The 25,335-nt window shown below is 67.1% G+C and carries 25 protein-coding genes and 1 pseudogene; 12 read left to right on the top strand and 14 right to left on the bottom strand.

All coding sequences use genetic code 11. The features are described from left to right. Positions 1–26: 26 nt before the first annotated feature. The 5 genes from aruF to ACYJP6_RS03785 all read right to left on the bottom strand — a co-directional run bounded on the left by aruF (position 27) and on the right by ACYJP6_RS03785 (position 4,684). A complete protein-coding gene (gene aruF / locus ACYJP6_RS03765; RefSeq protein ID WP_459473513.1) occupies positions 27–1,046 on the bottom strand; it encodes an arginine/ornithine succinyltransferase subunit alpha in 1,020 nt (339 codons plus the stop codon). Between the two features lie 62 nt (positions 1,047–1,108). After that, positions 1,109–2,329: an aspartate aminotransferase family protein gene (locus ACYJP6_RS03770; protein WP_459473515.1), complete on the bottom strand. Its 1,221-nt coding sequence runs from the start codon at positions 2,327–2,329 to the stop codon at positions 1,109–1,111. A gap of 184 nt (positions 2,330–2,513) precedes the next feature. Further along, positions 2,514–2,978 (bottom strand): outer membrane lipoprotein, encoded by a 465-nt coding sequence (locus ACYJP6_RS03775; RefSeq protein WP_459473516.1) that lies wholly within the window; start codon positions 2,976–2,978, stop codon positions 2,514–2,516. Between the two features lie 132 nt (positions 2,979–3,110). After that, positions 3,111–3,758, bottom strand: a complete 648-nt coding sequence (pdxH, locus tag ACYJP6_RS03780; RefSeq protein WP_459473518.1) for a pyridoxamine 5'-phosphate oxidase — start codon at positions 3,756–3,758, stop codon at positions 3,111–3,113. Positions 3,759–3,838: 80 nt separating this feature from the next. Further along, complete coding sequence (locus ACYJP6_RS03785; RefSeq protein WP_459473519.1) at positions 3,839–4,684, bottom strand: OmpA family protein; 846 nt, start codon at positions 4,682–4,684, stop codon at positions 3,839–3,841. Positions 4,685–4,954: 270 nt separating this feature from the next. Here ACYJP6_RS03785 and ACYJP6_RS03790 point away from each other — a divergent pair, with 270 nt between their 5' ends. Further along, entirely contained in the window at positions 4,955–5,758 is an 804-nt protein-coding gene (locus ACYJP6_RS03790; RefSeq protein WP_459473520.1) for a formate/nitrite transporter family protein, read from the top strand. Here ACYJP6_RS03790 and ACYJP6_RS03795 read toward each other — a convergent pair. After that, complete coding sequence (locus ACYJP6_RS03795) at positions 5,744–6,673, bottom strand: AraC-like ligand-binding domain-containing protein (RefSeq protein WP_459473521.1); 930 nt, start codon at positions 6,671–6,673, stop codon at positions 5,744–5,746. The genes ACYJP6_RS03790 and ACYJP6_RS03795 overlap by 15 nt on opposite strands. Positions 6,674–7,029: 356 nt before the next feature. Between ACYJP6_RS03795 and ACYJP6_RS03800 the strand changes: the two genes are divergently transcribed. From ACYJP6_RS03800 to ACYJP6_RS03845, 10 genes and pseudogenes are all read left to right on the top strand, one after another. Then, positions 7,030–7,182: a hypothetical protein gene (locus tag ACYJP6_RS03800; protein ID WP_459473522.1), complete on the top strand. Its 153-nt coding sequence runs from the start codon at positions 7,030–7,032 to the stop codon at positions 7,180–7,182. A gap of 33 nt (positions 7,183–7,215) precedes the next feature. Further along, positions 7,216–8,271, top strand: a complete 1,056-nt coding sequence (oxdA, locus tag ACYJP6_RS03805; RefSeq protein ID WP_459473523.1) for an aliphatic aldoxime dehydratase — start codon at positions 7,216–7,218, stop codon at positions 8,269–8,271. A 44-nt stretch (positions 8,272–8,315) separates the two neighbouring features. After that, positions 8,316–9,179, top strand: coding sequence for a transporter (locus ACYJP6_RS03810; RefSeq protein ID WP_459473525.1), 864 nt, complete (start codon positions 8,316–8,318; stop codon positions 9,177–9,179). Between the two features lie 175 nt (positions 9,180–9,354). Beyond that, positions 9,355–9,834, top strand: a complete 480-nt coding sequence (locus ACYJP6_RS03815) for a group I truncated hemoglobin (RefSeq protein ID WP_459473527.1) — start codon at positions 9,355–9,357, stop codon at positions 9,832–9,834. Between the two features lie 93 nt (positions 9,835–9,927). Next, complete coding sequence (locus tag ACYJP6_RS03820) at positions 9,928–11,442, top strand: amidase (RefSeq protein WP_459473529.1); 1,515 nt, start codon at positions 9,928–9,930, stop codon at positions 11,440–11,442. A 31-nt stretch (positions 11,443–11,473) separates the two neighbouring features. Further along, positions 11,474–12,112, top strand: coding sequence for a nitrile hydratase subunit alpha (gene nthA, locus ACYJP6_RS03825; RefSeq protein ID WP_459473531.1), 639 nt, complete (start codon positions 11,474–11,476; stop codon positions 12,110–12,112). A gap of 16 nt (positions 12,113–12,128) precedes the next feature. Continuing rightward, positions 12,129–12,782 carry a nitrile hydratase subunit beta gene (gene nthB / locus ACYJP6_RS03830; RefSeq protein WP_459473532.1) on the top strand — a complete coding sequence of 218 codons (654 nt, stop codon included), beginning with the start codon at positions 12,129–12,131 and terminating at the stop codon, positions 12,780–12,782. After that, positions 12,779–13,201, top strand: a complete 423-nt coding sequence (locus ACYJP6_RS03835; RefSeq protein WP_459473534.1) for a nitrile hydratase accessory protein — start codon at positions 12,779–12,781, stop codon at positions 13,199–13,201. The genes nthB and ACYJP6_RS03835 overlap by 4 nt, the downstream gene beginning before the upstream one ends. A 51-nt stretch (positions 13,202–13,252) precedes the next feature. Then, positions 13,253–13,930, top strand: coding sequence for an energy-coupling factor ABC transporter permease (locus ACYJP6_RS03840; protein WP_459473536.1), 678 nt, complete (start codon positions 13,253–13,255; stop codon positions 13,928–13,930). Positions 13,931–14,625: 695 nt separating this feature from the next. Then, positions 14,626–15,300 (top strand): annotated as a pseudogene (locus tag ACYJP6_RS03845) (methyl-accepting chemotaxis protein); the annotation flags it as partial. A gap of 15 nt (positions 15,301–15,315) precedes the next feature. Here ACYJP6_RS03845 and ACYJP6_RS03850 read toward each other — a convergent pair. The 8 genes from ACYJP6_RS03850 to ACYJP6_RS03885 form a co-directional block, all read right to left on the bottom strand. Further along, positions 15,316–15,867, bottom strand: a complete 552-nt coding sequence (locus ACYJP6_RS03850; RefSeq protein ID WP_459473538.1) for a TetR/AcrR family transcriptional regulator — start codon at positions 15,865–15,867, stop codon at positions 15,316–15,318. A 3-nt stretch (positions 15,868–15,870) separates the two neighbouring features. Then, complete coding sequence (locus ACYJP6_RS03855) at positions 15,871–17,004, bottom strand: acyl-CoA dehydrogenase family protein (protein WP_459473540.1); 1,134 nt, start codon at positions 17,002–17,004, stop codon at positions 15,871–15,873. A 28-nt stretch (positions 17,005–17,032) separates the two neighbouring features. Beyond that, a complete protein-coding gene (locus ACYJP6_RS03860; RefSeq protein ID WP_459473542.1) occupies positions 17,033–18,691 on the bottom strand; it encodes an AMP-binding protein in 1,659 nt (552 codons plus the stop codon). Between the two features lie 104 nt (positions 18,692–18,795). Then, positions 18,796–19,824, bottom strand: a complete 1,029-nt coding sequence (locus tag ACYJP6_RS03865) for an AraC family transcriptional regulator (protein WP_459473544.1) — start codon at positions 19,822–19,824, stop codon at positions 18,796–18,798. Positions 19,825–19,948: 124 nt separating this feature from the next. Then, positions 19,949–21,094, bottom strand: a complete 1,146-nt coding sequence (locus ACYJP6_RS03870; RefSeq protein WP_459473545.1) for a serine hydrolase domain-containing protein — start codon at positions 21,092–21,094, stop codon at positions 19,949–19,951. A gap of 316 nt (positions 21,095–21,410) precedes the next feature. Beyond that, a complete protein-coding gene (gene dinG / locus ACYJP6_RS03875) occupies positions 21,411–23,555 on the bottom strand; it encodes an ATP-dependent DNA helicase DinG (protein ID WP_459473547.1) in 2,145 nt (714 codons plus the stop codon). 135 nt (positions 23,556–23,690) lie between these two features. Next, positions 23,691–23,951 carry a DUF1145 domain-containing protein gene (locus ACYJP6_RS03880; RefSeq protein WP_459473549.1) on the bottom strand — a complete coding sequence of 87 codons (261 nt, stop codon included), beginning with the start codon at positions 23,949–23,951 and terminating at the stop codon, positions 23,691–23,693. A 90-nt stretch (positions 23,952–24,041) separates the two neighbouring features. Beyond that, entirely contained in the window at positions 24,042–24,701 is a 660-nt protein-coding gene (locus ACYJP6_RS03885) for an OmpA family protein (RefSeq protein WP_459473551.1), read from the bottom strand. A 135-nt stretch (positions 24,702–24,836) separates the two neighbouring features. On the opposite strand from ACYJP6_RS03885, the gene ACYJP6_RS03890 reads away from it, so the two are divergent. Further along, positions 24,837–25,334, top strand: a complete 498-nt coding sequence (locus ACYJP6_RS03890) for a DUF6231 family protein (RefSeq protein ID WP_459473552.1) — start codon at positions 24,837–24,839, stop codon at positions 25,332–25,334. The last annotated feature ends 1 nt before the right edge of the window (position 25,335 follow it).

Consider the following 25,335-nt stretch of genomic DNA (forward strand, 5'->3'; position numbering starts at 1 on the left):
CGGACCTCCAAAGACGCTAGGATCGGCTACAGCGCTACCAGACGAACCCGGTCGCCTTCGGCGATCTCCAGGGCGGCGATCTGCTCGGGGGAAAGGACGACGGACTCGCCAGGCGCCCAGCGCAGCGGCGTCGCCAGGGCGCGGAAATTCTCCAGGCCATCGTTGGCGACGAGGAACCAGGGCCGGTCGGCTGCGGCGACCGCGCCTTCGCTCACTGGCGCCAGGCGACTCTCGGCGATGGAGCGGATGGTGGTGGTGCGGGCATGCAGCGTCGGGCCGCCATCGAAGATGTCGATGTAGTTGTCGGTCTCGAAGCCTTCGCGACTGAGGATGTCGAAGGTGATCTGGGCGCGCGGATGCACCTGGCCCATGGCTTCCTGGGCACTGTCGGGCAACAGCGGCACATAGAGCGGATAGGTCGGCATCAGCTCGGCGAGGAAGGTCCGGCTCTTCTGCCCGGACAGCCGCTCGGCGGTGGCATAGTCCAGGTCGAAGAAGTTGCGCCCTACTCCGTTCCAGAATGGCGATTCGCCGGCGTCATCCGACAGCCCGACGATCTCGACCACCACCGATTCGGCGAACCGCTCGGGATGGGCAGCCATGAACAGCAGCCGGGCACGGGAGTTGAGTTCGGCATGGGGGGTATCCAGCAGCGGACGCTGGACGTAGAAGCTGCTCAGCACGCTGTTGCCGGTCAGGTCGTGACAGAGCGACAGCACATGCACCTTGTTGTGGATCTTCAGCTCGCGCGAGGCGTGGATGAATGTCTCGTTGCGAAAGCTGTAGAAGGGCTCGGAGAAACCGGCCGAGGCGACGATGGCGGAACAGCCGAGCAGCTCGCCGCTGGTGGTGTCTTCGAGGACGAAGAAATAGCTCTCTTCGCCATGGAAGCCCACCTCGGCCGCCAGCGACGACTCCGAGGCGCGGATCTTGTCGCGCAGGCGCTCGGGGTTGTCGGGCAGCGAGGTGACGCCGACCGGGCTATCCGCAGCGAGCCGCTGGACCAGGGGCAGGTCCGCGGCGCGCGCAGGGCGCATTACCAGCATGAGAACTCCTTGTGTACGGATCCATCCCTGGATGCGAGCGGTACGCGTCCCGCGTCCGGAGATTAGCCTTGCGTCAGGCGCGCCAGGGCGCGATCCAGCCGCGCCAGGCCTTCGTCGATGTCGGCCTCGGGAATGATCAGGCTCGGCGCCAGGCGCAGCACGTCCGGACCGGCCTGGAGGATCATCAGGCCTTCCTCGTTGGCAGCGGTGACGATGTCCTTGGCCCGGCCCTTCCAGCTGTCATTCAGCACGGCGCCGATCAGCAGGCCCAGGCCCCGGATCTGCTGGAACAGGCCGTAGCGGGCGTTGAGCTGCTCCAGACCGGCGACAAAGCGCTGGTGACGGGCAGCGACGCCTGCCAGGGTTTCCGGCGTGGCGACGATGTCCAGCAGCGCGGCACCCACGGCGCAGCCCAGCGGATTGCCGCCGTAGGTACTGCCGTGGACGCCCGCACTGAAATGCTGGGCGAGCTTGTCGGTGGTCAGCATGGCCGCCAGCGGGAAGCCGCCGCCGATGCTCTTGGCGGTGGTGAGCACATCTGGCACCACGCCATAGTGCTGGTAGGCATAGAGGTGGCCGCTACGGCCCACGCCGCTCTGCACCTCGTCGAAAATTAGCAGCGCGCCATGGGCGTCGCACAGGCGACGGGCGCCTTCGAGGTAGGCCTGGTCGGCCGGCAGCACCCCACCCTCGCCCTGGATGGGCTCGAGGATGACCGCGCAGGTCTTGTCCGAGACCACGGCTTCGAGGGCGGCCAGGTCGTTGTAGGGCACGTGGCGGATGCCTTCGATCTTGGGCCCGAAGCCGTCGGAATACTTGGGCTGGCCCCCGACACTGACGGTGAACAGGGTCCGGCCGTGGAAGCTGTTGGTGGCGGCGACGATCTCGTAGCGGCTGCCGCCACTGACGTCATGGCCGTAACGACGGGCCAGCTTGCAGGCGGCCTCGTTCGCCTCGGCACCGGAGTTGGCGAAGAACACCCGGTCGGCGAAGGTGTGGTCCACCAGCTTGCGCGCCAGGCGCAGGGCCGGCTCGTTGGTGTAGATGTTGGAGACGTGCCAGAGCTTGCCGGCCTGCTCGGTCAGCGCCTGGATCAGCGCCGGATGGCCATGCCCCAGGGCACTGACGGCGATGCCGCCGGCGAAATCGACGTACTCGCGCTCGGCCTGGTCCCAGACGCGGGAACCCTCTCCTCGCACCGGAATGAACGCGGCAGGGGCGTAGGTCGGAACCATCACCTCGTCGAAGGCGGCGCGTTGCACATTGGGTTGAGAAGCGGACATCGGGTTTCTCCTGCCGAGTACGGCGGTGACTGAAGGGATTGTAGGACGCGGCATGCGACTGGCCTTGCGCCCAGGCGACAACTATTTACGGGCGAAAACGCAAACGGGTGTCCGACTCGCAGTCTAGCGATTCGGACACCCGCTCTGGAAGGGTTTGGACGTACCTTTGGCCAGGTCCGCCGGATCAGTTGGGGGCGACGCGGCTGGTCCCGTTGACGGTCAGGATGCGCACGCGTTCGCCGACCCGGAAGATCTCGCCCTTGTTGACCGCCTGCACATAGGCGCGGGTGCCGCCGTCGTCTTCCTTAACGGTGACCTCGACGCCGTTGGCCTTGGTGAAGCCCTCTTCGGTCGCCGCGCCCAGCAGGCCGCCGGCCACCGCGCCGATGATGGCGGTGACGAAGCTGCCCCGGCCACCGCCGATGGCGCTGCCGCCGATGCCGCCCACGACGGCACCCGCACCGGCGCCGACCGGCGACTTGGTACCTTCGATGGTGACCGGGCGCAGGGCGGTGATGGTACCGGTGCGAACGGTCTGCACCTGGCGGGCCTCATCGCGCGAATAGACGTCGCCGGACTGATCGGATGCGCAGCCCGCCAGCAGGGCGACGGCGGTCAGGGAGGCAGCGAGCTGGAGGATTCTGTTCATGGAGCTACTCCGAAGGCAGTTGAAAGACAGGGACGACACCGGGCACCCCAAGGACGTGGATCGCCTTTATGCTTGACCCAGGGCATCCGGAGAGGTTTCTGGCGACTGTAGGGACGATACCTTGTGAACGCCTTAAGGTGCCAGGCGCTGACGCTGCCAACCGTCCTCGCCGCGCTGGTAGTCGAGGCGGTCGTGCAGGCGACTGGAGCGCCCCTGCCAGAACTCGATGCGCTGCGGCTTGAGACGGTAGCCGCCCCAGAACGGCGGCCGGCTGGGTTCGCCGCTGGCGAAACGCTGCTGTACCTCGGCCAACCGCTGCTCCAGTTCCTGGCGATCGGCGATGGCCTGGCTCTGCGGCGAGGCCCAGGCGCCCAGGCGGCTCCCCAGTGGCCGGACCCGGTAGTAGGCGTCGGACTCCTCGGCGGACACCTGCTCCACCAGGCCTTCGATGCGCACCTGGCGTTCCAGGGCCGGCCAGAAGAAGGTCATGGCCGCCCGCGGCTGGGCGGCCAGTTGCTGGCCCTTGGCGCTGTCGTAGTTGGTGTAGAAGACGAAGCCCTGAGCATCGACGCCCTTGAGCAGCAGCACCCGGCAATGGGGCTGGCCTTCGGCATCGACGGTAGCCAGCCAGCAGGCGTTGGCTTCCACGGGAGGCTGCTCGGTGCGTACCGCCTCCTCGAACCACTGGCCGAAGAGAGCATAGGGATCGGCGGGTGCCTGGGCTTCGGTCAGGCCGTCGCGGGTGTAGTCGCGACGCATATCGGCGAGGGACGGTGACATGGAGGTCTCCTGCTAGGTCGGTATCGACCTAGCTTAACCAAGTCCCGCCCCGGTCGCCTGCTTCAGGACAAGCTTTGTAGCTAGCGGGCGGCCAGGGACTGCAGGCTGGCCAGCACGGTAGCGCGCGGCTGAATCAGCACCTCGACGCGGCGATTGGCGGCGCGGCCGGCGGCGGTGGCGTTGTCGGCACGCGGGTGGGCGGCGGCCAGGCCACGCACGATCAGGCGATTGCCGCTGTAGCCGCTGAGGCGGAAGATCGCCGCCACGGCCTGGGCGCGCTGCAGGCTGATCTTGTCGTTGAGGGCCGCGGCGCCGGTGCTGTCGCTGAAACCGAGCACGATGACGGCGCTGTCGTCGTCGACGCTGACCGACTTGGCCGAGCGGGACAGCGGGCCGAGCATCACCGGCAGCAGCATCTCGGCGCGATCCGGATTGAAGGAGCCGTCCACCGGCGTTACCAGCACCAGGGCATCGTCACGGCGCTCGACCTTGACGTTGCTGCCGGCGACGGCGACGCGCAGCTTCTGCTCGTGCTCGTCCAGCCAGGCCTTGCTGACCTTGACCGGCACCGGCTTGAGAACCTCGGCCTGGGCGACGGGCTTGGCGTCTTCGCTACCGAAGGGCCACCACCAATGGCTGGCTTTCTCGCCCGCTGCAGCGGACGACTGCGGCGCGGCAGCCGGGGTCTTGGCCGCCACCTTGGATTCGGGTTTGGCCGCGGCGGCCTGGGCTACCGGCTTGGCCGGCTCGGCGGGCTTCTGCTCACCGCCGAAGGGCCACCACCAGTGCCCACCGCTACCGGCGGTACTGGCTTGGGCATTGGCCGGCTTGGCCGGGGTAGCGGCCTGGTCGCCATGGCCCTGGAAGGAGCTGCAGGCCGAGACGCCCATGCAGAGAATGAGGGTGGTGGATTTGATCAGCTTCATGCAAAGTTTCCCATCGGCGAGCCGGAGGACGAGTGAATGCGGCGCCCCAGCCAGAGCCGGCGGCGCAGGTGAACTTAAAGTAGTTTCGAGATTGTGGCCGCAAACCTACGCCGGGCAAAGCCGTGGAGTCACGAAATTTGCGTTTGTGCCGACCAGCGGCAGGTCCAGGCACGTCATAGCATCAGCCTATGGGCGTGATAGGCAACCCCGCCTTGAGACGCCTGTTACAAGTTCTTACAGTCCGCGCGTCCCTCCCCTCCCCGAGTCATCATGTCGCTCAATACCCCCAAGGAAATCGCGCTCCTGGCCGTCCAGGCCGGCGTGGCCAAGAGTCGTCTGTCCGTTGCCAACCTGCTGGTGCTGGGCTTTCTCGCCGGCGCCTTCATCTCCCTGGGGTTTCTGCTGGACATCCATGTCATAGGCACCCTGCCGGGCAACTGGGGGTCGCTGAGCGCCCTGCTCGGGGCCATGGTGTTCCCGCTCGGTCTGATCCTCACCGTGCTGGCCGGCGGGGAATTGCTCACCGGCAACATGCTGGTGCTGCCCATGGCCTGGTTCGCCCGGCGCATCGGCCTGCTGGCGGTGCTGCGCAACTTCTGCTGGGTGACCCTGGCCAACCTGGGCGGCGCCCTGGCGGTGGCCTACTGCTTCGGGCACCTGCTGGGTCTCACTGAGGGTGTCTTCCTGGCCAAGACCACCGCCATCGCCCAGGCCAAGGTGGCGGCCAGCTTCCTGCAGGCGTTCATTTCCGGGGTCGGTTGCAACTGGCTGGTCTGCCTCGCCGTCTGGCTGGCCTTCGCCGGCAAGGACGTGACCGGCAAGATCCTGGCGATGTGGTTCCCGATCATGGCGTTCGTGGCCATCGGCTTCCAGCACGTGGTGGCCAACATGTTCATCCTGCCGGCCGCCATCTTCGCCGGAACGCTGGGCTGGGCCCAGTTGCTGCCCAACCTGGTCGCGGTGTTCCTCGGCAATCTGGTGGGCGGCGCGGTCTTCGTCGGCCTGGGCTATCACCTGGCCTATCGGCCGGGCAGGCAGCTGGACGAACCCGAACGCGGATCAGTGCCGCTGTAGCAGCGAGTGGGGTGCCACGCCAAAGGCTTTGCGAAAGGCCCGGCTGAAATGCGAGAAATCGGAGAAGCCGAAGTCCAGCGCCGCTTCGGACACGCTGCGGCAACGCCCCTGCTCCATGGCCTGGCGGCTGGCCAGTAGCCGCTCCTGCAGGACCACGCTCATCAGCGTCTTCTGGTGCCGGGCGAAGGCCCGGGTCACGGTGCGGGTCGACACGTGATGGGCCTGGGCAACGCTCTCCAGGTTCAGCTGCGGATCGCTCAAATGTCTCAGGACATGGTTCATCAGCCGCGGGTAGAGATCCCGCTCGGCCACGGCGCGCTCCGAACCCTGCAGTTCCAGGCTGAGCACCAGCAGGTCGAGCAGCGTCTGGGAGAAACGCAGGGAATAGGCCGGGTCCTCCAGCGCCGGCAAGCCATCGGCGGCCTGACGCAGCATCTCCCGCAACGGCACGATGCCAGGCCGGGCTTCATCGAGCACGGTAGCGGTGAGCCGCTCCACCCCGGGTAGCCGGGTGCTGAGCAGGTAGCGCGGGATACGCAACAGCCGGTGGCTGCCACTCAGGCTGAAATCGAAGGCCTGATCGGCGTCGTAGAGAAACAGTCGATCCGGTGCCAGGACCGCCTGCCGGCCGCCCTGCTCCAGCTGTCCATGACCGCCTTGGCTGAAGCCAAGCCAGAGATCGTCGTCCGGCCCGCTGCGCAGATGGCTGGCACTGCGCCGCCAGTGGTGCAGCGGTGCGGACAGCGTACAGACGTCCAGCAAACCCAGGGAGACGACCTGGAGCTGCGCCGCGAAATCCAGCCCGGACTCGGGCCGACTGGAGGCCGGGATGCAATGCCGGCAGACCACTTCCTTCCAGTATTCGAAACGCCGCTCGCTGGAAACGACCTGAGTGGAGTAGTGCGTGCTGCTCATGGTGCTCATCCTCGCTGGATCAACGCCGATCTCTGACGGCGAGGCACGGCAACAACCATGCCAGCCGCGCGCTAGAGCGGCTGGCGTTGCCCTCCCGGCCTGGGCATCACGCGCCTGGCCAGACGCGCAAAGGCGGCGGTGCGGCGAGCCCATCGGTCGCACCGCCGAAGCAAGGCGGCCGAGGCTGCACCCAATCAAGGCAACGGCAGCTCTCTACCGATCCGCGCTGGTGCAGGCCGCAGTTAACCGGCGCCGCTGTCCCTCCCAGTCAAGCCCCTGTCCTGCTGGAACAAGCCGGTCCAGACGGCTGCGCCTTACCTTGGCCCTCAGCGAAACCTAGACCCGCAGGTATCGAGATGATCAGCCCTGTCACCCCTCTTTCAACCGCCGAATGGGCCAGCGCCCATCCCGGCGAGCTGGTGGCCGAAGAAGCCTTGGCGCTACTGATCGTAACGGCCTGGCAGCACCTGGTGCTGCGCCTGAGCAGCCGAGCCAGGGTTCGTCGGTAACAGCCTGTCTCGCCCAGTGTCGAGGAGATCACCATGGAATCCGCCATCGCCAAGCACCTGCAATGCCCCCGCACCCTGAGTCGCCGCGTGCATGACGAGTACCAGCCGCCCTACCCCATGTTCGTCGCCCGCGCCGGCGAAGACCTGACGCAGGTGGTCATGGCCTACCTCGGCGTGCAGTTCCGCCAGGAGCGGCGCGCTGCAGCGCTGCTGGCACTGCGTACCCTGGTGGCCAGCTTCGCGGGGGTCGACGGGCCCGGCAATCACGACCTCACCTATCACGAAGATGCCCAGGGCTACGGCAATTTCATCGTGGTGGGCTACTGGCGTGATCCCGCCGCCTACTGTCGCTGGCTGCGTTCGCCTGAGGTCGCCGACTGGTGGGCGGCCGACGCCCGCCTGCAGGAAGACCTGGGGTATTTCCGCGAGGTGATAGCGCCGCGCGCCGAGCAGTTCGAGACGCTGTATGCCTTCACGGACGATTTGCCAGGTGTCGGCGCGCTCATGGATGGCATCAGCGGCGATATCCAGGAGCACGGCTATTGGGGCTCGGCGCGGGATCGCTTTCCGGTCTCCCAGACCAGTCGGCTGCAGCCTGACACCGAGCTGCAGGTGATCTCCGGCGATCCCCAGTCGGGTGGCCGGGTGGTGGTCCGCGGCCATGACAACCTGACGCTGATCCGCTCCGGCCAGGACTGGGTGGAAGCCGGCCAGGAGGAACGCGACATCTACTTCAACGAATTGCTGCCGCCGCTGCAGGCGGGCATGGATTTCCTGCGCGATGAAGGCCAGCCGCTCGGCTGCTACAGCAACAGATTCGTCCGCAACATCGACTTGGACGGCAATCTGCTGGACATCGCCTACGACATCGGCCACTGGCGCTCGCTGGACAGGCTGGAGCGCTGGGCAGAGTCCCATCCGACGCACCTGCGCATCTTCACCACCTTCTTCCGGGTGATCGGCGGCCTCGCCAAGCTGCGGCTGTACCACGAGGTGTCGGTCGCGGACGGCAACAGCCAGCAGTTCGAGTACATCAATTGCCACCCGGCCACGGGGATGCTGCGCGACGCGCGTCCCCTATCGGCCTGAAGCCCATCCTGGCGCCAGCCCTCTCTCGAAAAGGACCTTCCCTCATGAAGACGCTCCGCTATGCGCCTCTGGCGCTGCTGCTCGCCAACCAAGCCCAGGCCCTCGAGGTGGCACCCGGCGACTACGAACAGCTCCCGGCCGGTACCAACCTGGGCGTGCTCTATTACCAGCATGCGACCACCGACCGCCTCTATGCCAAGGGTCACCAGGTCCAGTCCGACGCCCAACTGACCTCGGACATCGGCATCCTGCGTCTGGTCCATGTTCTCGGACTGAGCGATACCGTCACCCTGGATCCGCAGGTGCTGTTGCCCTTTGGCCATCTCGACGCCAGCGGTGATGTCGCGGCCCTGGGCAGCGCCCAGGGCACCGGCGATCTCATCTTGGCCGCGCCGCTGCGCTGGCGGCTCAACCCGGCGCGCGACATCCTCGCCATCACGCCCTATCTCTACGCCCCCACTGGCAGCTATGACCGCGACGACGCACTCAACCTGGGCGAGAACCGCTGGAAGCTCGACTTGCAGGCTGCCTACGTCAAGCACTTCAACGACAAGTGGGCGATGGACCTGGTCGCGGACGCCATCTGGTACGGCGACAACGACGACTACGGCTCTTCAGGTGTGCGGCGCGAGCAGGACACGTCCTATGCCGTCCAGCTCATGGGCCGCTATCAGTTCGATGCGCGCACCAGCTTCGGGCTCGGCGTCGGCCACAACTGGGGCGGTGAGAACCGAATCGCGGGGGTCGCCCAGGACGACCGCACGAAAACCACCAACTTCCGCGCCACCGCCACGACCTTTCTCACCGCCACCGACCAGGTGCAGCTCCAGCTGGGGCGCGACCTGGCGGTCGACAACGGCTTCCGCGAGGACTTCCGGATGAATTTGCGCTACGTCCACGTTTTTTGACGAGCGCAGGGCAAGGCGAGCGGGTCCTCGCGGGGCACCTGCAGTCCTTCTCGGACAACTGCCTGTCCTTCCCAGCCAAGCCCGCTCGCCTCGGCCTGCCCTAGGGTGAATGCAGCCACGGAAATCCGGGCGGCGACCAGAAGACGACCCACCGTAACGATTCAGGAGAAAGCCCATGACCAGCGCACTACAGCCTTCACTCTACGAACGCCTCGGCGGCTATGACGCCATCTATAGCTTCGCCGGCCTGATTTTGCGCAAGTGCATGGAGCATCCGGCCATCGGCCATATCTGGAGTCACATGTCCGAATCGACGTTCCAGAAGGAACACATCAACTTCGTCGACTTCCTGGCCGAGCACTGGGGCGGCCAGGCCAAGTACCGCGGCCGGGACATGGTGACCGCCCACCGCGGCATGGGCCTGACCGAAGTCCACTGGCAAGCGGTCTTCGAATGCCTCGATGCCTGCTACGAAGACGCCAAGGTGCCGGCCGACATCCGCGCAGAGGTCAACGCCTTCCTGACCAAGTTCAAACCAGCGGTCATCGGCAGCCCGTCGTATCGCGACGTGGTCCTGGCCCATCCCGAAATGGACGTGGCCAAGGGCATGAAGAGCGTGGGCATCACCTGGCCGGCGCCGGGCAAGAAAGGCTAGCGCCAGACCCGCACCGCTCCGCTCGCCGGAGCCTGTGAACCCTCTTCGACAGCCCGCCGCCGGCAGGTACCGGCGCAACTAAAGGACACCCACATGGCCATCACCCGTCCCACTCCCGCCCAACTCCAGGCTCTTGCCGGGCGCCTGCACATGCAGCTGAGCACCGACGAGGCGCAGGATTACCTGGCGCTGATGCAGGCCAGTTTCGACGCCTACGACCTGATCGACGATCTCCCCGACGAGATCCCGCCGGTACGCTTCGCCCGCGGCGCCGGCCACCGGCCCGGTGCCGCGGAAAATCCGCTCAACGCCTGGTACTACCGGGCCGAAGTCCAGGGCGCCGACGGCGGCAAACTGGCCGGGCGCACCGTGGCGCTCAAGGACAACATCGCCCTGGCCGGGGTGCCGATGATGAACGGCTCCACCACGCTCGAAGGCTTCGTACCGAGTTACGACGCCACCGTGGTGACCCGCTTGCTGGAGGCCGGCGCCACCATCCTGGGCAAGGCCACCTGCGAACACTTCTGCCTGTCCGGCGGCAGCCACACCTCGGACCCCGCGCCGGTACACAATCCCCGCCGGCACGGCTACAGCGCCGGTGGCTCCTCGTCCGGCAGCGCCGCCCTGGTGGGTGCCGGCGTGGTGGACATGGCCATCGGCGGCGACCAGGGCGGCTCCGTCCGTATCCCCTCGGCCTTCTGCGGTACCTATGGCATGAAGCCCACCCACGGCCTGGTGCCCTATACCGGGGCCATGCCCATCGAGGCGACCGTCGACCACCTCGGCCCCATCACCGCTAACGTGGCTGACAACGCCCTGATGCTGGAGGTGATCGCCGGCACCGATGGCTTGGATCCGCGCCAGTACGCGCCGCCGGTGGCCCCCTATACCCAGGCCTTGGAACGCGGTGTGGCGGGCTTGCGCATCGGGCTACTCAGCGAAGGCTTCGGGCTGGCCAACCTGGATCCACGGGTGGCGGACCGGGTGCGGGAGGCCGCCGCGCGGCTGGAAGGCCTCGGCGCCCGGGTCGAGGAGGTCTCGGTACCCGAGCATCTGCTGGCCGGCGCGCTCTGGCAGCCCATCGGCTGCGAGGGCCTCACCGCCCAGATGATGCACGGCAACGGCATGGGCTTTAACTGGAAGGGTCTCTATGACGTCGGCCTGCTGGATGCCCATAGCGCCTGGCGCGAACGGGCCGATGACCTCTCGCCCACCCTCAAGCTGTGCATGTTCGTCGGCCAGTACGGTCTCGAGCGCTATCGCGGGCGCTTCTATGCCAAGGCCCAGAACATCGCCCGCCGCGCCCGGGCCGGCTATGACCGGGCGCTGGAGCGCTATGACCTGCTGCTGCTGCCCACCCTGCCCATCGTCGCCCAGCCGCTGCCGGCCGCGGACGCACCCCTGGCCGAGTACGTCGCCCGCGCCTTCGAGATGATCGGCAACACCGCTCCCCTCGACATCACCGGTCATCCGGCGCTGTCGCTGCCCTGCGGCACCGTGGACGGCCTGCCGGTCGGGGCGATGCTGATGGGTCGGCATTATGCCGAAAGCACCATCTACCAGGCCGCCGCGGCCTTCGAGGCCAGCGTGGACTGGCAAACCCTGTGAGACGGAACCGTTCTACCGAGGAGGAAACCGCATGAGCCATGACCATCATGACCATCATCACCACCATGACCACGACCACACCGAGCCGCCGGAAGACGTCGCGCTGCGCGTCAAGGCGCTGGAATCGCTACTGCTCGAGAAGGGCCTGATAGATCCGGTCGCCATGGACGCCCTGATCGATACCTACGAGCACCAGATCGGCCCGCGCAATGGCGCCCAGGTGGTGGCCAAGGCCTGGGCCGATCCGGAGTACCGCCGCCGCTTGCTGGAAGATGCCACTGCCGCCATCGCCGAGCTGGGCTTTTCCGGCGTCCAGGGCGAGGACATGGTGGTGGTGGAAAATACCCCGGCGGTGCACAACGTCACCGTGTGCACCCTCTGCTCCTGCTATCCCTGGCCGACCCTGGGGTTGCCGCCCGCCTGGTACAAGTCCGCGCCCTATCGCTCGCGCATCGTCATGGACCCGCGCGGGGTATTGGCCGAGTTCGGCCTGAGCATCGCCGCGGATCGCGAAATCCGCGTCTGGGACAGCAGCGCCGAACTGCGCTACCTGGTGCTGCCGCAGCGCCCGGACGGCACCGCTGGCTGGAGCGAGGAGCAACTGGCCGCCCTGGTCACCCGCGATTCCATGATCGGCACCGGGCTGGCGCTGCCGCCCGCGGCCACCTAGCAGAGGAGCTTTGCCCATGAACGGTATCCACGATCTCGGCGGCATGCACGGCCTCGGCCCCGTGGCCCCGCCCGCTAGCGAGCCGGTGTTCCATGCCGAGTGGGAGCGGAGGGTGTTCGCGCTCTTTCCTTCGCTGTTCGTCGGTGGCTATTTCAATGTCGACGAATTCCGTCACGCCATCGAACGCATGGCGCCCAGCGAATACCTGGAGTCGAGCTACTACGAACACTGGCTGCACGCCTTCGAGACGCTGCTGGTGGAAAAGGGCGTGATCAGCGTCGATGAGCTGCAAGGCCAGGTCAAGCCAACAGCGCCGACCCAGCCGGTCACGGTACTGACGCCCGAGCTGGTCCAGCCGGTGGTGCTGGGCGGCGCCTCGGCCCGGACCACCCATGGCGAGCCGGGACGCTTCCAGCTTGGCGATCAGGTGCGCACCCGCAATCTCAACCCTGCGGGCCACACCCGCCTGCCGCGCTATGCCCGCGGCAAGCTGGGCACCATCGAGCGGGTGCAGGGGCTGTTCGTCACGCCGGACACCGTCGCCCATGGGCTGGGCGAACAACCGCAGCAGGTCTACGCGGTGCGCTTCAGTGCCCGGGAGCTCTGGGGCAACGACAGCCCGGATTCCATCTGCATCGATCTGTGGGACAGCTATCTGGAGGCGGTATGACGACTCTCGCACTCGAACAGCCCCTGTCGCCCAGCGGAGAGGGCCCGGCCTTCGACAGCCCCTGGCAGGCCCAGGCCTTTTCCCTGGTGGTCCATCTGCACCGCGGTGGGCTCTTTCCCTGGCAAGACTGGGTGGCGATCTTCAGCGCCGTGATCCAGGAGGCGCCAGCAACCGCGGAGGAAAGCGTCAACGACGCCTACTACCGGCAGTGGTTGCTGGCGACGGAGCGCCTGGTGGAAAGCCTGGGCCTGACCACGGCAACGGCCATCGCCGAGCGCACCGAAGAATGGCGCCAGGCCTATCTCAACACCCCCCACGGCCAGGCGGTGGCCCTGAGCCACGCCAGCTGTCCGCCGGCCACCGGGCACCACCACCATCCGCCTCGCCGCGTGCCCGTAGCCGTCAGCCAGGCGCACTAGCACTCAAGTCCCCCTACCCTATCGCCGCCCCGAGGCGGCCTGGAGATCGTCATGCATATCGAACCTGGACTCGTGGATGCCGGCAAGATCGGCCTGAGCTACCTGACCGCCGCCGGTACCGGCGCCTACGGCCTGAAACTGCTGGGAGCGACGCTACGCGAACGTGGCCTGGTGTCGCTGCTGGCGCGCAGCCTGGCGACCACCGCCCTGGTGTTCGCCTTCTTCGAGGTGCTGCCTCATTACCCGGTCGGCGTCTCCGAGGTGCATCTGATCCTCGGCTCGACGCTGTTCCTGCTGTTCGGCGCCGCACCCGCGGCCCTGGGCCTGGCCTTGGGCCTGTTGCTGCAGGGCCTGTTCTTCGCCCCCTTCGACCTGCCGCAGTACGGCATGAACGTCACCACCCTGCTGGTGCCCCTGTTCGCCACGGCGGCGCTGGCCAAGCGCCTGATCGCCCCCGGTACGCCCTACGTAGCCCTCAAGTACCGCCAGGCGCTGGCGCTGTCCACCGCCTTCCAGGCCGGCATCGTCGCCTGGGTGGCCTTCTGGGCGCTCTATGGCCAAGGCTTCACCAGCAGCAACCTGGTCGCCATCACCAGCTTCGGGGGTGCCTACCTGAGCGTCATCCTGCTCGAACCCCTGGTCGACCTGGGGGTGCTGGCCCTGGCCAAACGCGCCACCCGCCTGCAAGGCCATGTCTGGCTCGAACGCCGCCTCTATCAGACCGCCTGAACGAAGGACTGCCTGCCGCGGCGCCAGGATTGGCGCCGCGGCAGGTCGCAAAGGAGTTGCCGATGGACCTCTTCAGTCGCACCTTCAAGCGCCAGCTCGATGGCCTCATCAACGCTCTGGAGACTGGCGCAAGGGCAGCCCCGCTGGCGACGGCGGACGCCAGGCTCAAACGACTGGAAACCGTCATCGCCCAACAACTCGCCGAGCGGCTGGACCTCGTCCAGCAGGTCGGAGCCCTGCAGCTGCAGACGGAGCGACTGGATGTTCAATGCCAGGCTGTGCAGCGGCAGTTGGCCTTGGCCGAGCGACGTTGGCAACTGGTCGCTCCCGCCAAGGGGGCCTGTTGGGAACTCAGGCTACCCGCCCCTGGCCAGGGGCAGGATGAGCCAAGGCTGCACTGGTCTGCAGACATCCCCGGTCTCGGCGTCTTGCCGACGCGGTTGCCGGCCTGGCTGGAGCTGATCCATCCGGACGAGCGCGCGGATATCCGCAACGCCCTGCTCACCCCTCAGGGACCGAACCCATTCAGCTTCGAACTGCGCCTGGCAGAGGGCGCTGGCGCTTATCGAGGCTTCACCTTGCACGGTCGACGCCTCGCTGCCGCCCCAGGGGAGCCACCGCTGCTCCTGGGCACGCTGCAGGACTTTCACGAGCAGCGTAGCCGCGACCAGGCCCACGCCCTGCTCAAGACCCGCTTCGATATCGCCCGCGACTGCATCCAGGATGCCCTCTGGGATATCGACATCAAGAACGGCGACTCGGCCAATCCTGCCAATGTCATCTGGTTCTCCCCGCAGATGCGGCGCTTGCTCGGCTACGAGTCAGTGGAGGAATTTCCCGACGTGCTCCACAGCTGGCTCTCCCATCTGCATCCGGAAGACAGCGACCGTGCCGTGCAGGCCTTCGTCGAGCATGTCGGCGATCGCAGTGGCAGGACGCCTTTCGACGTCGCCTATCGACTCCGGTTGCGCAGCGGAGACTATCGCTGGTTCCGCGGACGCGGCGAAAGCCAACGCAGTGCAGACGGCACCGCATTGCGTACGGTCGGCGCCATCATCGATATCCAGAGCCAGGAAGAGGAACGCTGGTTACGTCAGGAGTACGAGCAGCAGAGCGCGGCGGCCCAGGCCACCCTGCAACGCCTGACTCGCATCGTCAGTACCATCCAGGGCATCACCCATCAAACCAATCTGCTCGCACTCAACGCGGCCATCGAGGCGGCCAGGGCTGGTAGCGCCGGACGTGGTTTCGCAGTGGTCGCCGACGAGGTGCGCAAACTGGCGATCCGCGCCAGCGACGCCACGAGTGCCGCGGTCGAGATGCTCGAAGGTCAGACGCAGGCCAAGGCGGCGAGCGGAGCAAAAGCCTGACGGTGGCGGGATCGCCTAAGGACGCACCAGCTCCACGATCAGCCCGGCGACACCACTGGCCACGGCGTCGTCGGCCTGCGCCGGGGGCAGGGCCAGTAACAGGTGCGCCAGGCCTTCCAGCGCAACGCTTTGCTCACGCCCCTCGCAACGGAGCACGGCGCTCAGGGCCTGGACCTGTTGTCGCCTGATCGTGCGAATGCGGGTCTGCTGCAGGGGAGTCAAATGGCGAAACTCGTGATGGGCCACCTGGGCGGACGCCCGCTGCGCCTGGACCAGCAGGAGATAGTCTGCGAGTAGCGCTCGGGGTGCCTGCCGGGCTCGACGCTGGCCCGCCGCGGCCTTGAACAGTTGCAGCACCTCCAGTTCATAGTCCTCGATCAACTCGAACAAGAGTTCCTGCTTGCCCTCGAAATGGTGGTAGAGCGAGCCGGGCAGCAGGCCCACGACGCTGGCCAACCGGCGCAGGCTCACCCCGTGGTAGCCATCCTGGCTGAACAATTCCAGGGCGGCCTGCCGCAGGCGCTCGCCGCTGCCATCGATGGCTTCGTGCGACGCGGCGGCAGCCATTGCCTAGTCACCCAGATGCCGGGCGATGACCAGGCGCTGGATGTCGCTGGTGCCTTCGTAGATCTGGCAGATGCGGGCGTCCCGATAGATCCGCTCCAGCGGATAATCGTTCAGGTAGCCGTAGCCACCCAGGGTCTGCAAGGCCGCGGAGCAAACCCGCTCGGCCATTTCCGAGGCGAACAGCTTGGCCATGGAGGCCTCCACCAGCGCCGGCTTCCCGGCATCGCGCAGGGCCGCCGCGTGCAGCACCATCTGCCGCGCCACGGCGATCTCGGTGGCCATGTCCGCCAGGCGGAAGGCTACCGCCTGGTGTTCGACGATGGGTTTGCCGAAGGTCTGCCGCTCGCGGGCGTAGCCCCTGGCATAGTCGAAGGCGGCGCGGGCCATGCCGACGGCCTGGGCGGCGATGCCGATACGCCCGCCCTCCAGATTGGCCAGGGCGATGCGATAGCCCTCGCCTTCGGCGCCCAGCCGGTAGCTCGCCGGCACACGCACCCCATCGAGCTGGATCTGGCAGGTGTCGGAGGCGTGCAGACCCAGTTTGTGCTCGACGCGCACCACCTGGTAGCCGGGAGTATCGGTAGGCACCAGGAAGGCGGAGATGCCTTTCTTGCCCGCCGCCGGATCGGTGACCGCGAACACCAGCACCACCCCGGCCTGGCTCCCGGAAGTGATGAATTGCTTAGCCCCGTCGATGACATAGTGGTCACCGTCGCGCCGCGCGCGGGTGCGCAGGTCACTGGCATCGGACCCCGCCTGCGGCTCGGTGAGGGCGAAGGCACCGATCATCTCGCCAGTGGCCAGGGGCGTGAGGAAGCGCTCTTTCTGCTCATCGCTGCCGAAGCGATCGATGGGCACGCAGCCGACCGAATTGTGCACGCTCATGATGGTGGAGCAGGCGCCGTCGCCGGCGGCGATCTCTTCCAGGGCCAGGGAATAGGCGACGTAGCCAGTGTCGCAGCCGCCCCAGGTATCCGGCACCAGCATCCCCATGAAGCCCAGCTCGCCCATCTCCCGCAGCGCGTCACGGGGGAAGACGCCGCTGCGGTCCCAGTCGGCGGCATGGGGCTGGAGGCGCTCCTGGGCGAAGCGACGGGCCATATCGACGATGCCCTGTTGTTCTTCGGTGATCAGCATGGCTGTTCTCCTTGCATGGATAGGATGGCTAGGCGCTCTGCCGAACCGCCTGGGCCTTGGCGATTTCCTGGTTGCGCAGGATGAAACGCTGCAACTTGCCGCTGGGGGTCTTCGGCAGCTCGGCGACGAATTCGATCTCCCGCGGATAGGCATGGGCAGCCTGGCGCCGGCGCACGTGCAGGCGCAGCTCCTCGGCTAGCGCCGGACTCGGTTCGAAGCGGGGATGCAGCACCACGAAGGCCTTGATGATCTCGGTGCGCTCCGGGTCGGGCTTGCCGATCACCGCGGCCTCGATCACCGCCGGGTGCTCGATCAGCGCACTTTCCAATTCGAAGGGGCCGACGCGATAGCCGGAGGTGGTGATGACGTCATCGGCGCGGCCGACGAAGCTGATGCTGCCGTCGGCGTTCAGCTCGCAGGTGTCGCCAGTCAGGTAGTAGTGGTCGACGAAGGCCTTGGTCGGGCTGCCGAGATAACCACCGAACCAGCACAACGGCGACTGCGCAAGATCCAGGGCCAGGATACCGGGCACCCCTACCGGCAGTTCCTGCCGTGTCGTCTCGTCCAGCACCACCACCCGGTGGCCCGGGCTGGCGAAGCCGGCTGCGCCCGGCTGTACCGGATGGCGCAGCCCATGGTGGTTGCACAGCACCATGCCCAGCTCGGTCTGGCCGTAGTGATCGTGGATCGGCGCCTGCAGCTGCTCGGCGAACCAGCGGATGACCTCCGGGTTGAGCGGCTCGCCCGCACTGCTGACCACCCGCAGCCGGCCGCGGAGGGCCTGGCTGACCGCCTCGCCGCCGGCGATGAGCAGGCGGTAGGCGGTGGGCGAACCGGCCAGGTTGGTGATGCCATGCTCGCGCACCAGGCGACAGGTACTCTCGGCGGAGAAGGGGCCGTCGTAGAACAGCGTGGGCTGGCCCAGCGCCAGGGGGCCGATGACCGCGTAATAGAGGCCATAGGCCCAACCCGGATCGGCCAGGTTCCAGAAGGCATCGGCGGGTCGCAGGTCGATGGCCTCGAGCATGTAGCCCTTGAAGGCGACGATGGCCTTGAGCGGCACGGCCAGCGGCTTGGCCGGTCCGGTGGTACCCGAGGTACACATCAGCAGGAAAGGATCTTCCGCGGTCCGTAATACGGGGTCGAAGAGGGTCGGCTGGCGCTCCAGCTCGTGCCAGAAGCTGAAATCGCCTCGCTCGATGCCCAGGCCGCGGCGCTGGCCCACGGTCAGGATCGCGGGGCAGCCTGGCACCTCGTCCAGCTTGCTGCGATTGCTGGCATCGGTCACCACCAGCCGCGCCTGGGAGACCGCCAGGCGATGCTCGATGGCCTTGGGCCCGAAGGCGGTGAACAGCGGTTGGTACACCGCGCCGAGCCGCCAAGTACCGAGAATGGCGATCAACAATTCCGGGGTGCGCGGCAGCAAGCCGGCGACTCTGTCCCCCGGGCCTATGCCCTGGCTGGCGAGGAAACCGGCGAATTGCGCGGCGCGCTGCTGCAGCTCGCTGAAGGTCCAGGACTCCCGCTGGCCGTCGCGACCCTCCCAGAACAGCGCGATCCGCCCGGGCAGCGCATGGCGATCGCAGCATTCGACGCAGGCGTTGACGGCGGCAAGCGAGCCGCTCAGGCGCTGCGCGACACAGGTGGCGTAGTCGAAGCGAGCCCGGACGTCGGCATAGTCCTGCATGATCCCTTCCTCAATCTTGTTGTTATGGAATGGGATCGACTCTAGCGCGCGCCCTGCGCCAGACAATGACCTTTAGCTGCAACAGGGCTGAGCGGTTTGGACAGTCAGGCCGGCGCGTCACCGGCGAGGATCAGCTGGCGGTAGTGGCCGGGATTGGTCCCGGTCCATTTGCGAAAGCCCTTGTAGAAGGCGCGGACGTCGGAAAAGCCCAGGGCTATGGCAATGTCTTCCAGGCTGAGCTGGCGATCGGCCAGCCAGGCGATGGCGCGCTCGCGACGCACGCTGTCCTTGAGCGCCTGGTAGGACTGCCCCTGCTCCGCCAGCCGGCGGCGTAGCGTCGCCGGAGACAGGTACAGCACCTGCGCCATGGCTTCACTGGTCGGCCAACGTTCGCCGGGCAAGGCGCGCAGGCGGGCCTTGAGACGCTCGGCCAGGCTCTCGGCATCGCGATAGCGTTGCAGGATGTTGTTCGGCGCCCCGGCGAGAAAACGCGTCAGGTCCGCCTGGCTGCGCCGCACCGGCGCAGCCAGCACCTCGGCGGCGAAGATCAGCCGGCTCTGGGGCTGAAAGAACCTGAGGTTATCGGAAAACAGCACCCGGTAGTCGTCGGTGAAGTCCGGCTCGGCGCACTGCAGCTCCGCCGCCAGCAAGGGAATGCGTCGGCCGATCAGCCAGCAGGCGACGCCGTGCACGATCAGCCAGTAGCTGAAGCAGGTGAAGGCCCGCGGCGCTTGCCCTTCCAGGTCCCGCAGCAGGATCGACGCCAGGCTGCGCTGCTGGACCAGTTGCGCCTCCAGGCGCTCGAAGCCGAGGTTGAGGAAACCCAGGGCCAATTCCAGGGCATCGCCCAGGCGAGTCTGGGTGAGGCACAACCGGCAGAGAAAGGCGAAGCTGCCGGAGCGCAGGCGGCGGGGGTCCATGCCGAAGAATTCGTCGTCGAAGCGCAATGCCAGGCGGCGCCAGAGCCGTCCATAGAGCGCCACCGGCACCCGCGACTCGGCCAGGCAGCCAGGCTCCAGCCCCAGCTCGACCAGCAGCGCCTCCGCCGGGCGTTCGATGCTGACGAAGGCAGCCAGGGCCTCGCGCACCAGCTCGGTGGCTATGGTGCCGCGCGACGGTGGAGAGGATGACATGGGGACTCCTGTGCGGGGATAGGTCGACCGAGCCAGTCCAACCTACCTTATCCATGACTGCGCCCTAGCTAAGCACACCCACGCCAGACGAGACAAATACCCAAGGGTCTGCCGGGACGGCGCCCTATAGGCACTCCCCTACCGCCCGGGCCAGGGCCTGGGCGCGCGGGTCCATCAGGACATAGGGCCCCAGGGTGTTGGTGACGAAGCCGAAGGCCACTTCGCGCTCCGGATCGGCGAAGCCGGTCGAGCCGCCCGCCCCTGGATGACCGAAGGCCTGGGGGCCGAGGCCGTAGGTGGCATTGGCCTGTTCCGGCTGATCCAGCATGAAACCCAGGCCGAAGCGGGTCGGGGTCAGCAGGGTACGATCCTCGCCCTGGCTGTGCTCGCGCAGGGCTTCGCTCAGGGTCTCCCATTCCAGCAGATCGCCCGCCAGCAGACCCGCATAGAAGCCGGCCAGGCTGCGCGCATGGCCATGGCCGTTGGCCGCCGGTTGCTGGAAACGCCGCCACTCTGCCTTGTTGGTGCTGGTGAGCACCCCGGACGGATTGCCGAAGGCCAGGGTCGGCAAGGCGGCAGGATCGCTCATGGTGGTTTTCAGCAGGCGCTGGGCCGCGGCATCGCCCAATACGCCCTTGCCACGGACGATATGGGCCACGCGTTCGTCCTCGCTCTCCGGCAGGCCGATGTGGAAGTCCAGCCCGAGCCGGCCGGCGGTGCGCGCCACGATGGCTTCGCCTGGGCCGCGGTCGTCGGCGCGCCGGATCAGCTCGCCGAGCAGCCAGCCGAAGGTGATGGGGGCATAGCCATGGGCGGTGCCGGGCGTCCACCAGGGCGCCTCGGCGGCCACGGCGGCGGTCATCTGCGACCAGTCGTAGAGGGCATCGCCCGGCAGGCGTTCGCGCAGCGCGGACACGCCGGAGCGGTGGCTGAGCAACTGGCGCAGGGTGATCTCGGCCTTGCCAGCCGCGGCGAATTCCGGCCAGCGCTCGGCTACCGGCGCATCGAGCGCCAGCTTGCCCTCCTCCACCAGCTGCAGCGCCGCCACGCTGGTGAAAGCCTTGGTGCAGGAGAACAGATTGAGCAGGGTATCGGTGTGCCAGGGCGTCTGGCCGTCCTTGTCGGCCATACCGCCCCAGAGATCCAGCACCGTTTCACCGCCGACCTGGACGCACAGCGCCGCACCGCGGGTCTGGCCGGCGGTCAGCAGCTCGGCGAAGGCTTCGCGGACGGATTCAAATCTCAGGTCGTGATAGCCGAGGACGGTCATGGGGGCTTATTCCTAAAAATGTGTCGAACATCACGGCCATGGCGGTTCGCCGACGCGGCCGCTCCTCCGCTCAGGGTTACCTGTAGGAGCGGCCCATGGCCGCGATAAGTCAGTTGATCATACGTAGCAGCAGCGCCGTAGCGTGGAAAACGGCGCAGCCTTTTCCACCGGGGGCTTCGTTGCGAGGGGCCCCCTCTCCCCAAGGGAGAGGGGGCTGTCCGCGCGGGCGCTCATCTCCATCCTCAGCATGACCATGATCAGTTGTCGTGCCGCATCCGTAGGAGAGGCCGGCTCGGCAGACCACCATGGCCGCGAATTACTGAATCTCCCGCCGAAACGGCGGCAGGGCATTGAGGATGGCCTTGCCATAGCGCTGGGTGACCAGGCGGCGGTCGAGCAGCGAGATGGTGCCGCTGTCCTGCTCGGTGCGCAGCAGCCGGCCGCAGGCCTGGATCAGGCGCAGCGAGGCATCGGGTACGGCGATCTCCATGAAGGGATTGCCACCGCGCGCCTCGATCCATTCGGCCAGGGCGGCTTCCACCGGATCGTCCGGCACGGCGAAGGGGATCTTGGCGATGACCACGTGCTCGCAATAGGGGCCCGGGAGGTCGACCCCCTCGGCGAAGCTGGCCAGGCCGAACAGCACGCTGGCCTCGCCGTCGTCGACGCGCTTCTTGTGCTTGTTCAGCGTCTCCTGCTTGGAGAGATTGCCCTGGATCAGCACCCGCTTGCGCCAGTCGCGCTCCAGGCCGTCGAAGACGTCCTGCATCTGCCGTCGGGACGAGAACAGCACCAGGCTCCCCCGCGCGCCTTCGAGCATGGCCGGCAGCTCGCGGACGATGGCCGCGGTGTGCTCGGCGGCGTTGCGGGGATCGGCCTTGAGGTCGGGTACCCGCAGCACCCCCGCCTCGGCATGGCGGAAGGGACTGGGCACGATGGCGGTAGCCGCCGAGCGTGGCAGGCCGGATCTCATGCGGAAGCGGTCGAAGGTACCCAGGGCGGTCAGGGTCGCCGAGGTCACCAGGGCGCCGTAGGCGACGTTCCACAGGTGGCGCCGCAGCATGTCGGCGGCCAGGATGGGGCTGGCGTTGACCTCGATGTCGTATAGCGAGCCGGATTCGGCGAGGGTCATCCAGCGCGCCATGGGCGGGCTGTCTTCCGGGTCTTCGCAGGTGAAGGCCGTCCACAGCTCCCAGTTGCCCTGGGCCCGGGCCAGCAGGCTGCCGAACAGCGGATACCACTCCTCGGCCTGGTAGCTGGCGAGGCCGATGCTGGCCTCGCCGTCCATGGCCTGCTTGAGCATCTCGGTCAGGCGGGTAAAGAGATCGGTGAGCTTGGCGAAGCCCTTCTTCAGCTCGATGCCCATCTCGCGCAGGTCTTCGGGGATCACTCCGCCGACGAAACGATGCCGCGGCCGCTCGCGGCCCTCCATATCCTCGCCAGCCCGGAAATCGGCCAGCGCCTCGCAGGCGGTGAACATGAACTGCTGCTGGGTCCTGATCTCCCGCGCCAGCTCCGGCACCTGCTCCACCAGCCGGCCGAGATCGCCCGGCAGCGGATGCTGGGCGAGCAGCTTGGCCAGGTTCTTGGCGATCTGCTCCAGCCAGTCGGCGGTGGATCTCAACCGGGTGAAATGGGCGAAGTGGCCGATGGCCTTGTCCGGCAGGTGGTGGCCCTCGTCGAACACATAAAGGGTGTCGCGCGGATCGGGCAGGATGGCACCGCCACCCAGGGCCAGGTCCGCCAGCACCAGGTCATGGTTGGTGACGATGACGTCGACCTTGGTCATGCCTTCGCGCGCCCGGTAGAAGGCGCACTGCTGGAAGTTGGGGCAGTGGCGGTTGGTGCACTGGCTATGGTCGGTGGTGATGCGCGACCACTGGACGTCCTCGATGGCTTCCGGCCAGCTGTCGCGGTCGCCATCCCAGCGATTGCCGGCCAGGCGTTCGATCATCTTGCCGAACAGTTCGTTGGATGCCTCATCGATGTCGATCTTGAAGCCATCCTCGGCGAACAGCTGGGCAGTGGCGTTCTGCGCCTGGCCTTCCTGAAGCAGCATGTCCAGTTTGGACAGGCACATATAGCGACCACGCCCCTTGGCCAGGGCGAAGCTGAAGGACAGGCCGCTGTTGCGCAGGATGTCCGGCAGGTCCTTGTGCACGATCTGCTCTTGCAGCGCCACGGTGGCGGTGGCGATCACCAGGCGCTTGCCGGCGGCCTTGGCGGCGGGAATGGCGGCCAGGGCATAGGCCACGGTCTTGCCGGTCCCGGTACCCGCCTCCACCGCCACCACCGCCGGATCTCCCTCGCGATGGCCTTCCTCGTCCTGGGCGATGGCGCCCAGCCCCTTGGCCGTCTCCGCGATCATCAGCCGCTGGCCATAGCGCGGCTTGAGCGACTTGGCTTCGAGGAAACGCGTGTAGGCGCCCTGGATCTGGGTCTTGAGTTCGGTGCTGAGCATGCCTGGTTCCGGGCGATGACGAAGCAGCGCCGCATCCGGTGGACGGGAGCTGTATGCATCTACAGTAATGGATCTTGGGCGCTATGATAACGCGCCTGTCGTCAGGATGCGCCCGACGTTGAGGTCGCAGGGCGCTCAGGCACCAGGCAGCTGCGGCGGCAGGCGATGAAAGGCACCGAAGATCAGCAGGCCCAGGCGGTCGAGCCAGGGATGGCGACGCAGGCGCAGGGCGCGGCGACTGGCGAAGACTTCACCCAGGTGCAACAGCAGCAGGGCGAGGGCAACCAGGGCGAGCAATTCGGGAAAGGGACGAGCGAGAGGCAGAGCGAGGGTGGCGGCCGCGGCGAGCCAGAACAGCAGGAGCAGGACTTTGCCGGTGAGGGACAGGGTTTTCATGAATTCCAGCAGGAGAACGAGATGGACCGGACCATAACGCCTGTAGCCGGAAAAAGTAAAGGCGGCGGACCCGGGTCCGCCGCCGATGCATCACTCGCGGTCGATCTGGATTTCGACGCGGCGGTTGGTGGCCCGGCCTTCCGCGGTCTCGTTGGTGGCGATCGGCTTGCGCTCGCCCATGCCTTCTACCGAGACGATGCTGGCGGCGGGGACACCGGCCTGGATCAGGTAGTTGGCGACCGACTTGGCGCGGCGCTCGGACAGACGCTGGTTGTAGGCGTCGGTGCCCTTGCTGTCGGTGTGGCCGGTGATCGACAGACGGGTGCTGGCGGCCTCGCCACGCAGACGACCGGCTATGCCATCGAGCTGAGCACGGTCTTGCGGGCTGACCGCGGAGGAGTCGAAGGCGAAGTGCAGGTCACGCGCGGTGATCACTTCCTGCTTCGGCAGCGGCGCCGGCGCGGGAGCCGGTGCGGGCGCCGGAGCCGGGGCCGGAGCGGGCTCCATGCGAGCCACCTGCTCGTTGCCCTTGCCATGCACCCAGCAATAGGCGCCGGCGGTGGTACCTATGCCCAGTGCCGCCATGCCCGCGACGTTACCGCTCTGAGTGGCACCAGCCGCGCCGCCGACCAGGGCGCCGACCGCAGCGCACACCGGCCAATCGGATTTCTGTACGCCGCCCGCACAGCCGGCCAGCACGCTGCTTGCCAGGATGAGGGGTAAAGCTGTCCTTGCGATGCTCTTGCTCATGAAGGGTCTCCTATAGACCAGGTGCCGCGAGTTAGGCTCGTCTTTCGTTCTATTGCGCTGTCAGACTAATGGTGGCGTACACATCTTGACAACGCTGGTTGCTTAGTCAATCGCGATTTGATTAGGGTTCCCTTAATGGCAAACATATTCTCGTCCCGTACCCCGCAACAGGCTCTGGCAAGCCTGCTCGAGCACCAGCGGCCGGTTCGCCTGCTCTGCGTGGCGCGTGAACCCCTGCCCGCCCTCCAGGCCTATGTCGAGGCCCATCCCCACTGTCAGCTGGTAGAGGCCTCGGTGCCCATCAAAGATCCGGCGCTACTGGCCGAGCGCTATGACCTGGTGATCGTCGCTGACTGCCTCGAGCATCTGCCGCTGCGCCAGGGCCGCGAATTGCTCGGCGGCCTGCGCAACCTCAACACCTCGCGCCTGGCCGTGCTGGTGGACCTGGCCGCCAGCGAATGGCAGCTGACAGATTTCTACGCCCTGGCCCTGCAAGCCAGCGAGCGCTTCGCCCGCGACGGCCAGGTGGTCACCCTGTTCAGCTATGATCTGCACGACTACAAGCAGGTCCCGGACTGGCTCAACGCCAAGTTCTGGGCCAATCCGCAGAATTTCGGCAAGTACTGGTGGTGAG

It is taken from the genome of Pseudomonas sp. No.117 (assembly GCF_054558395.1).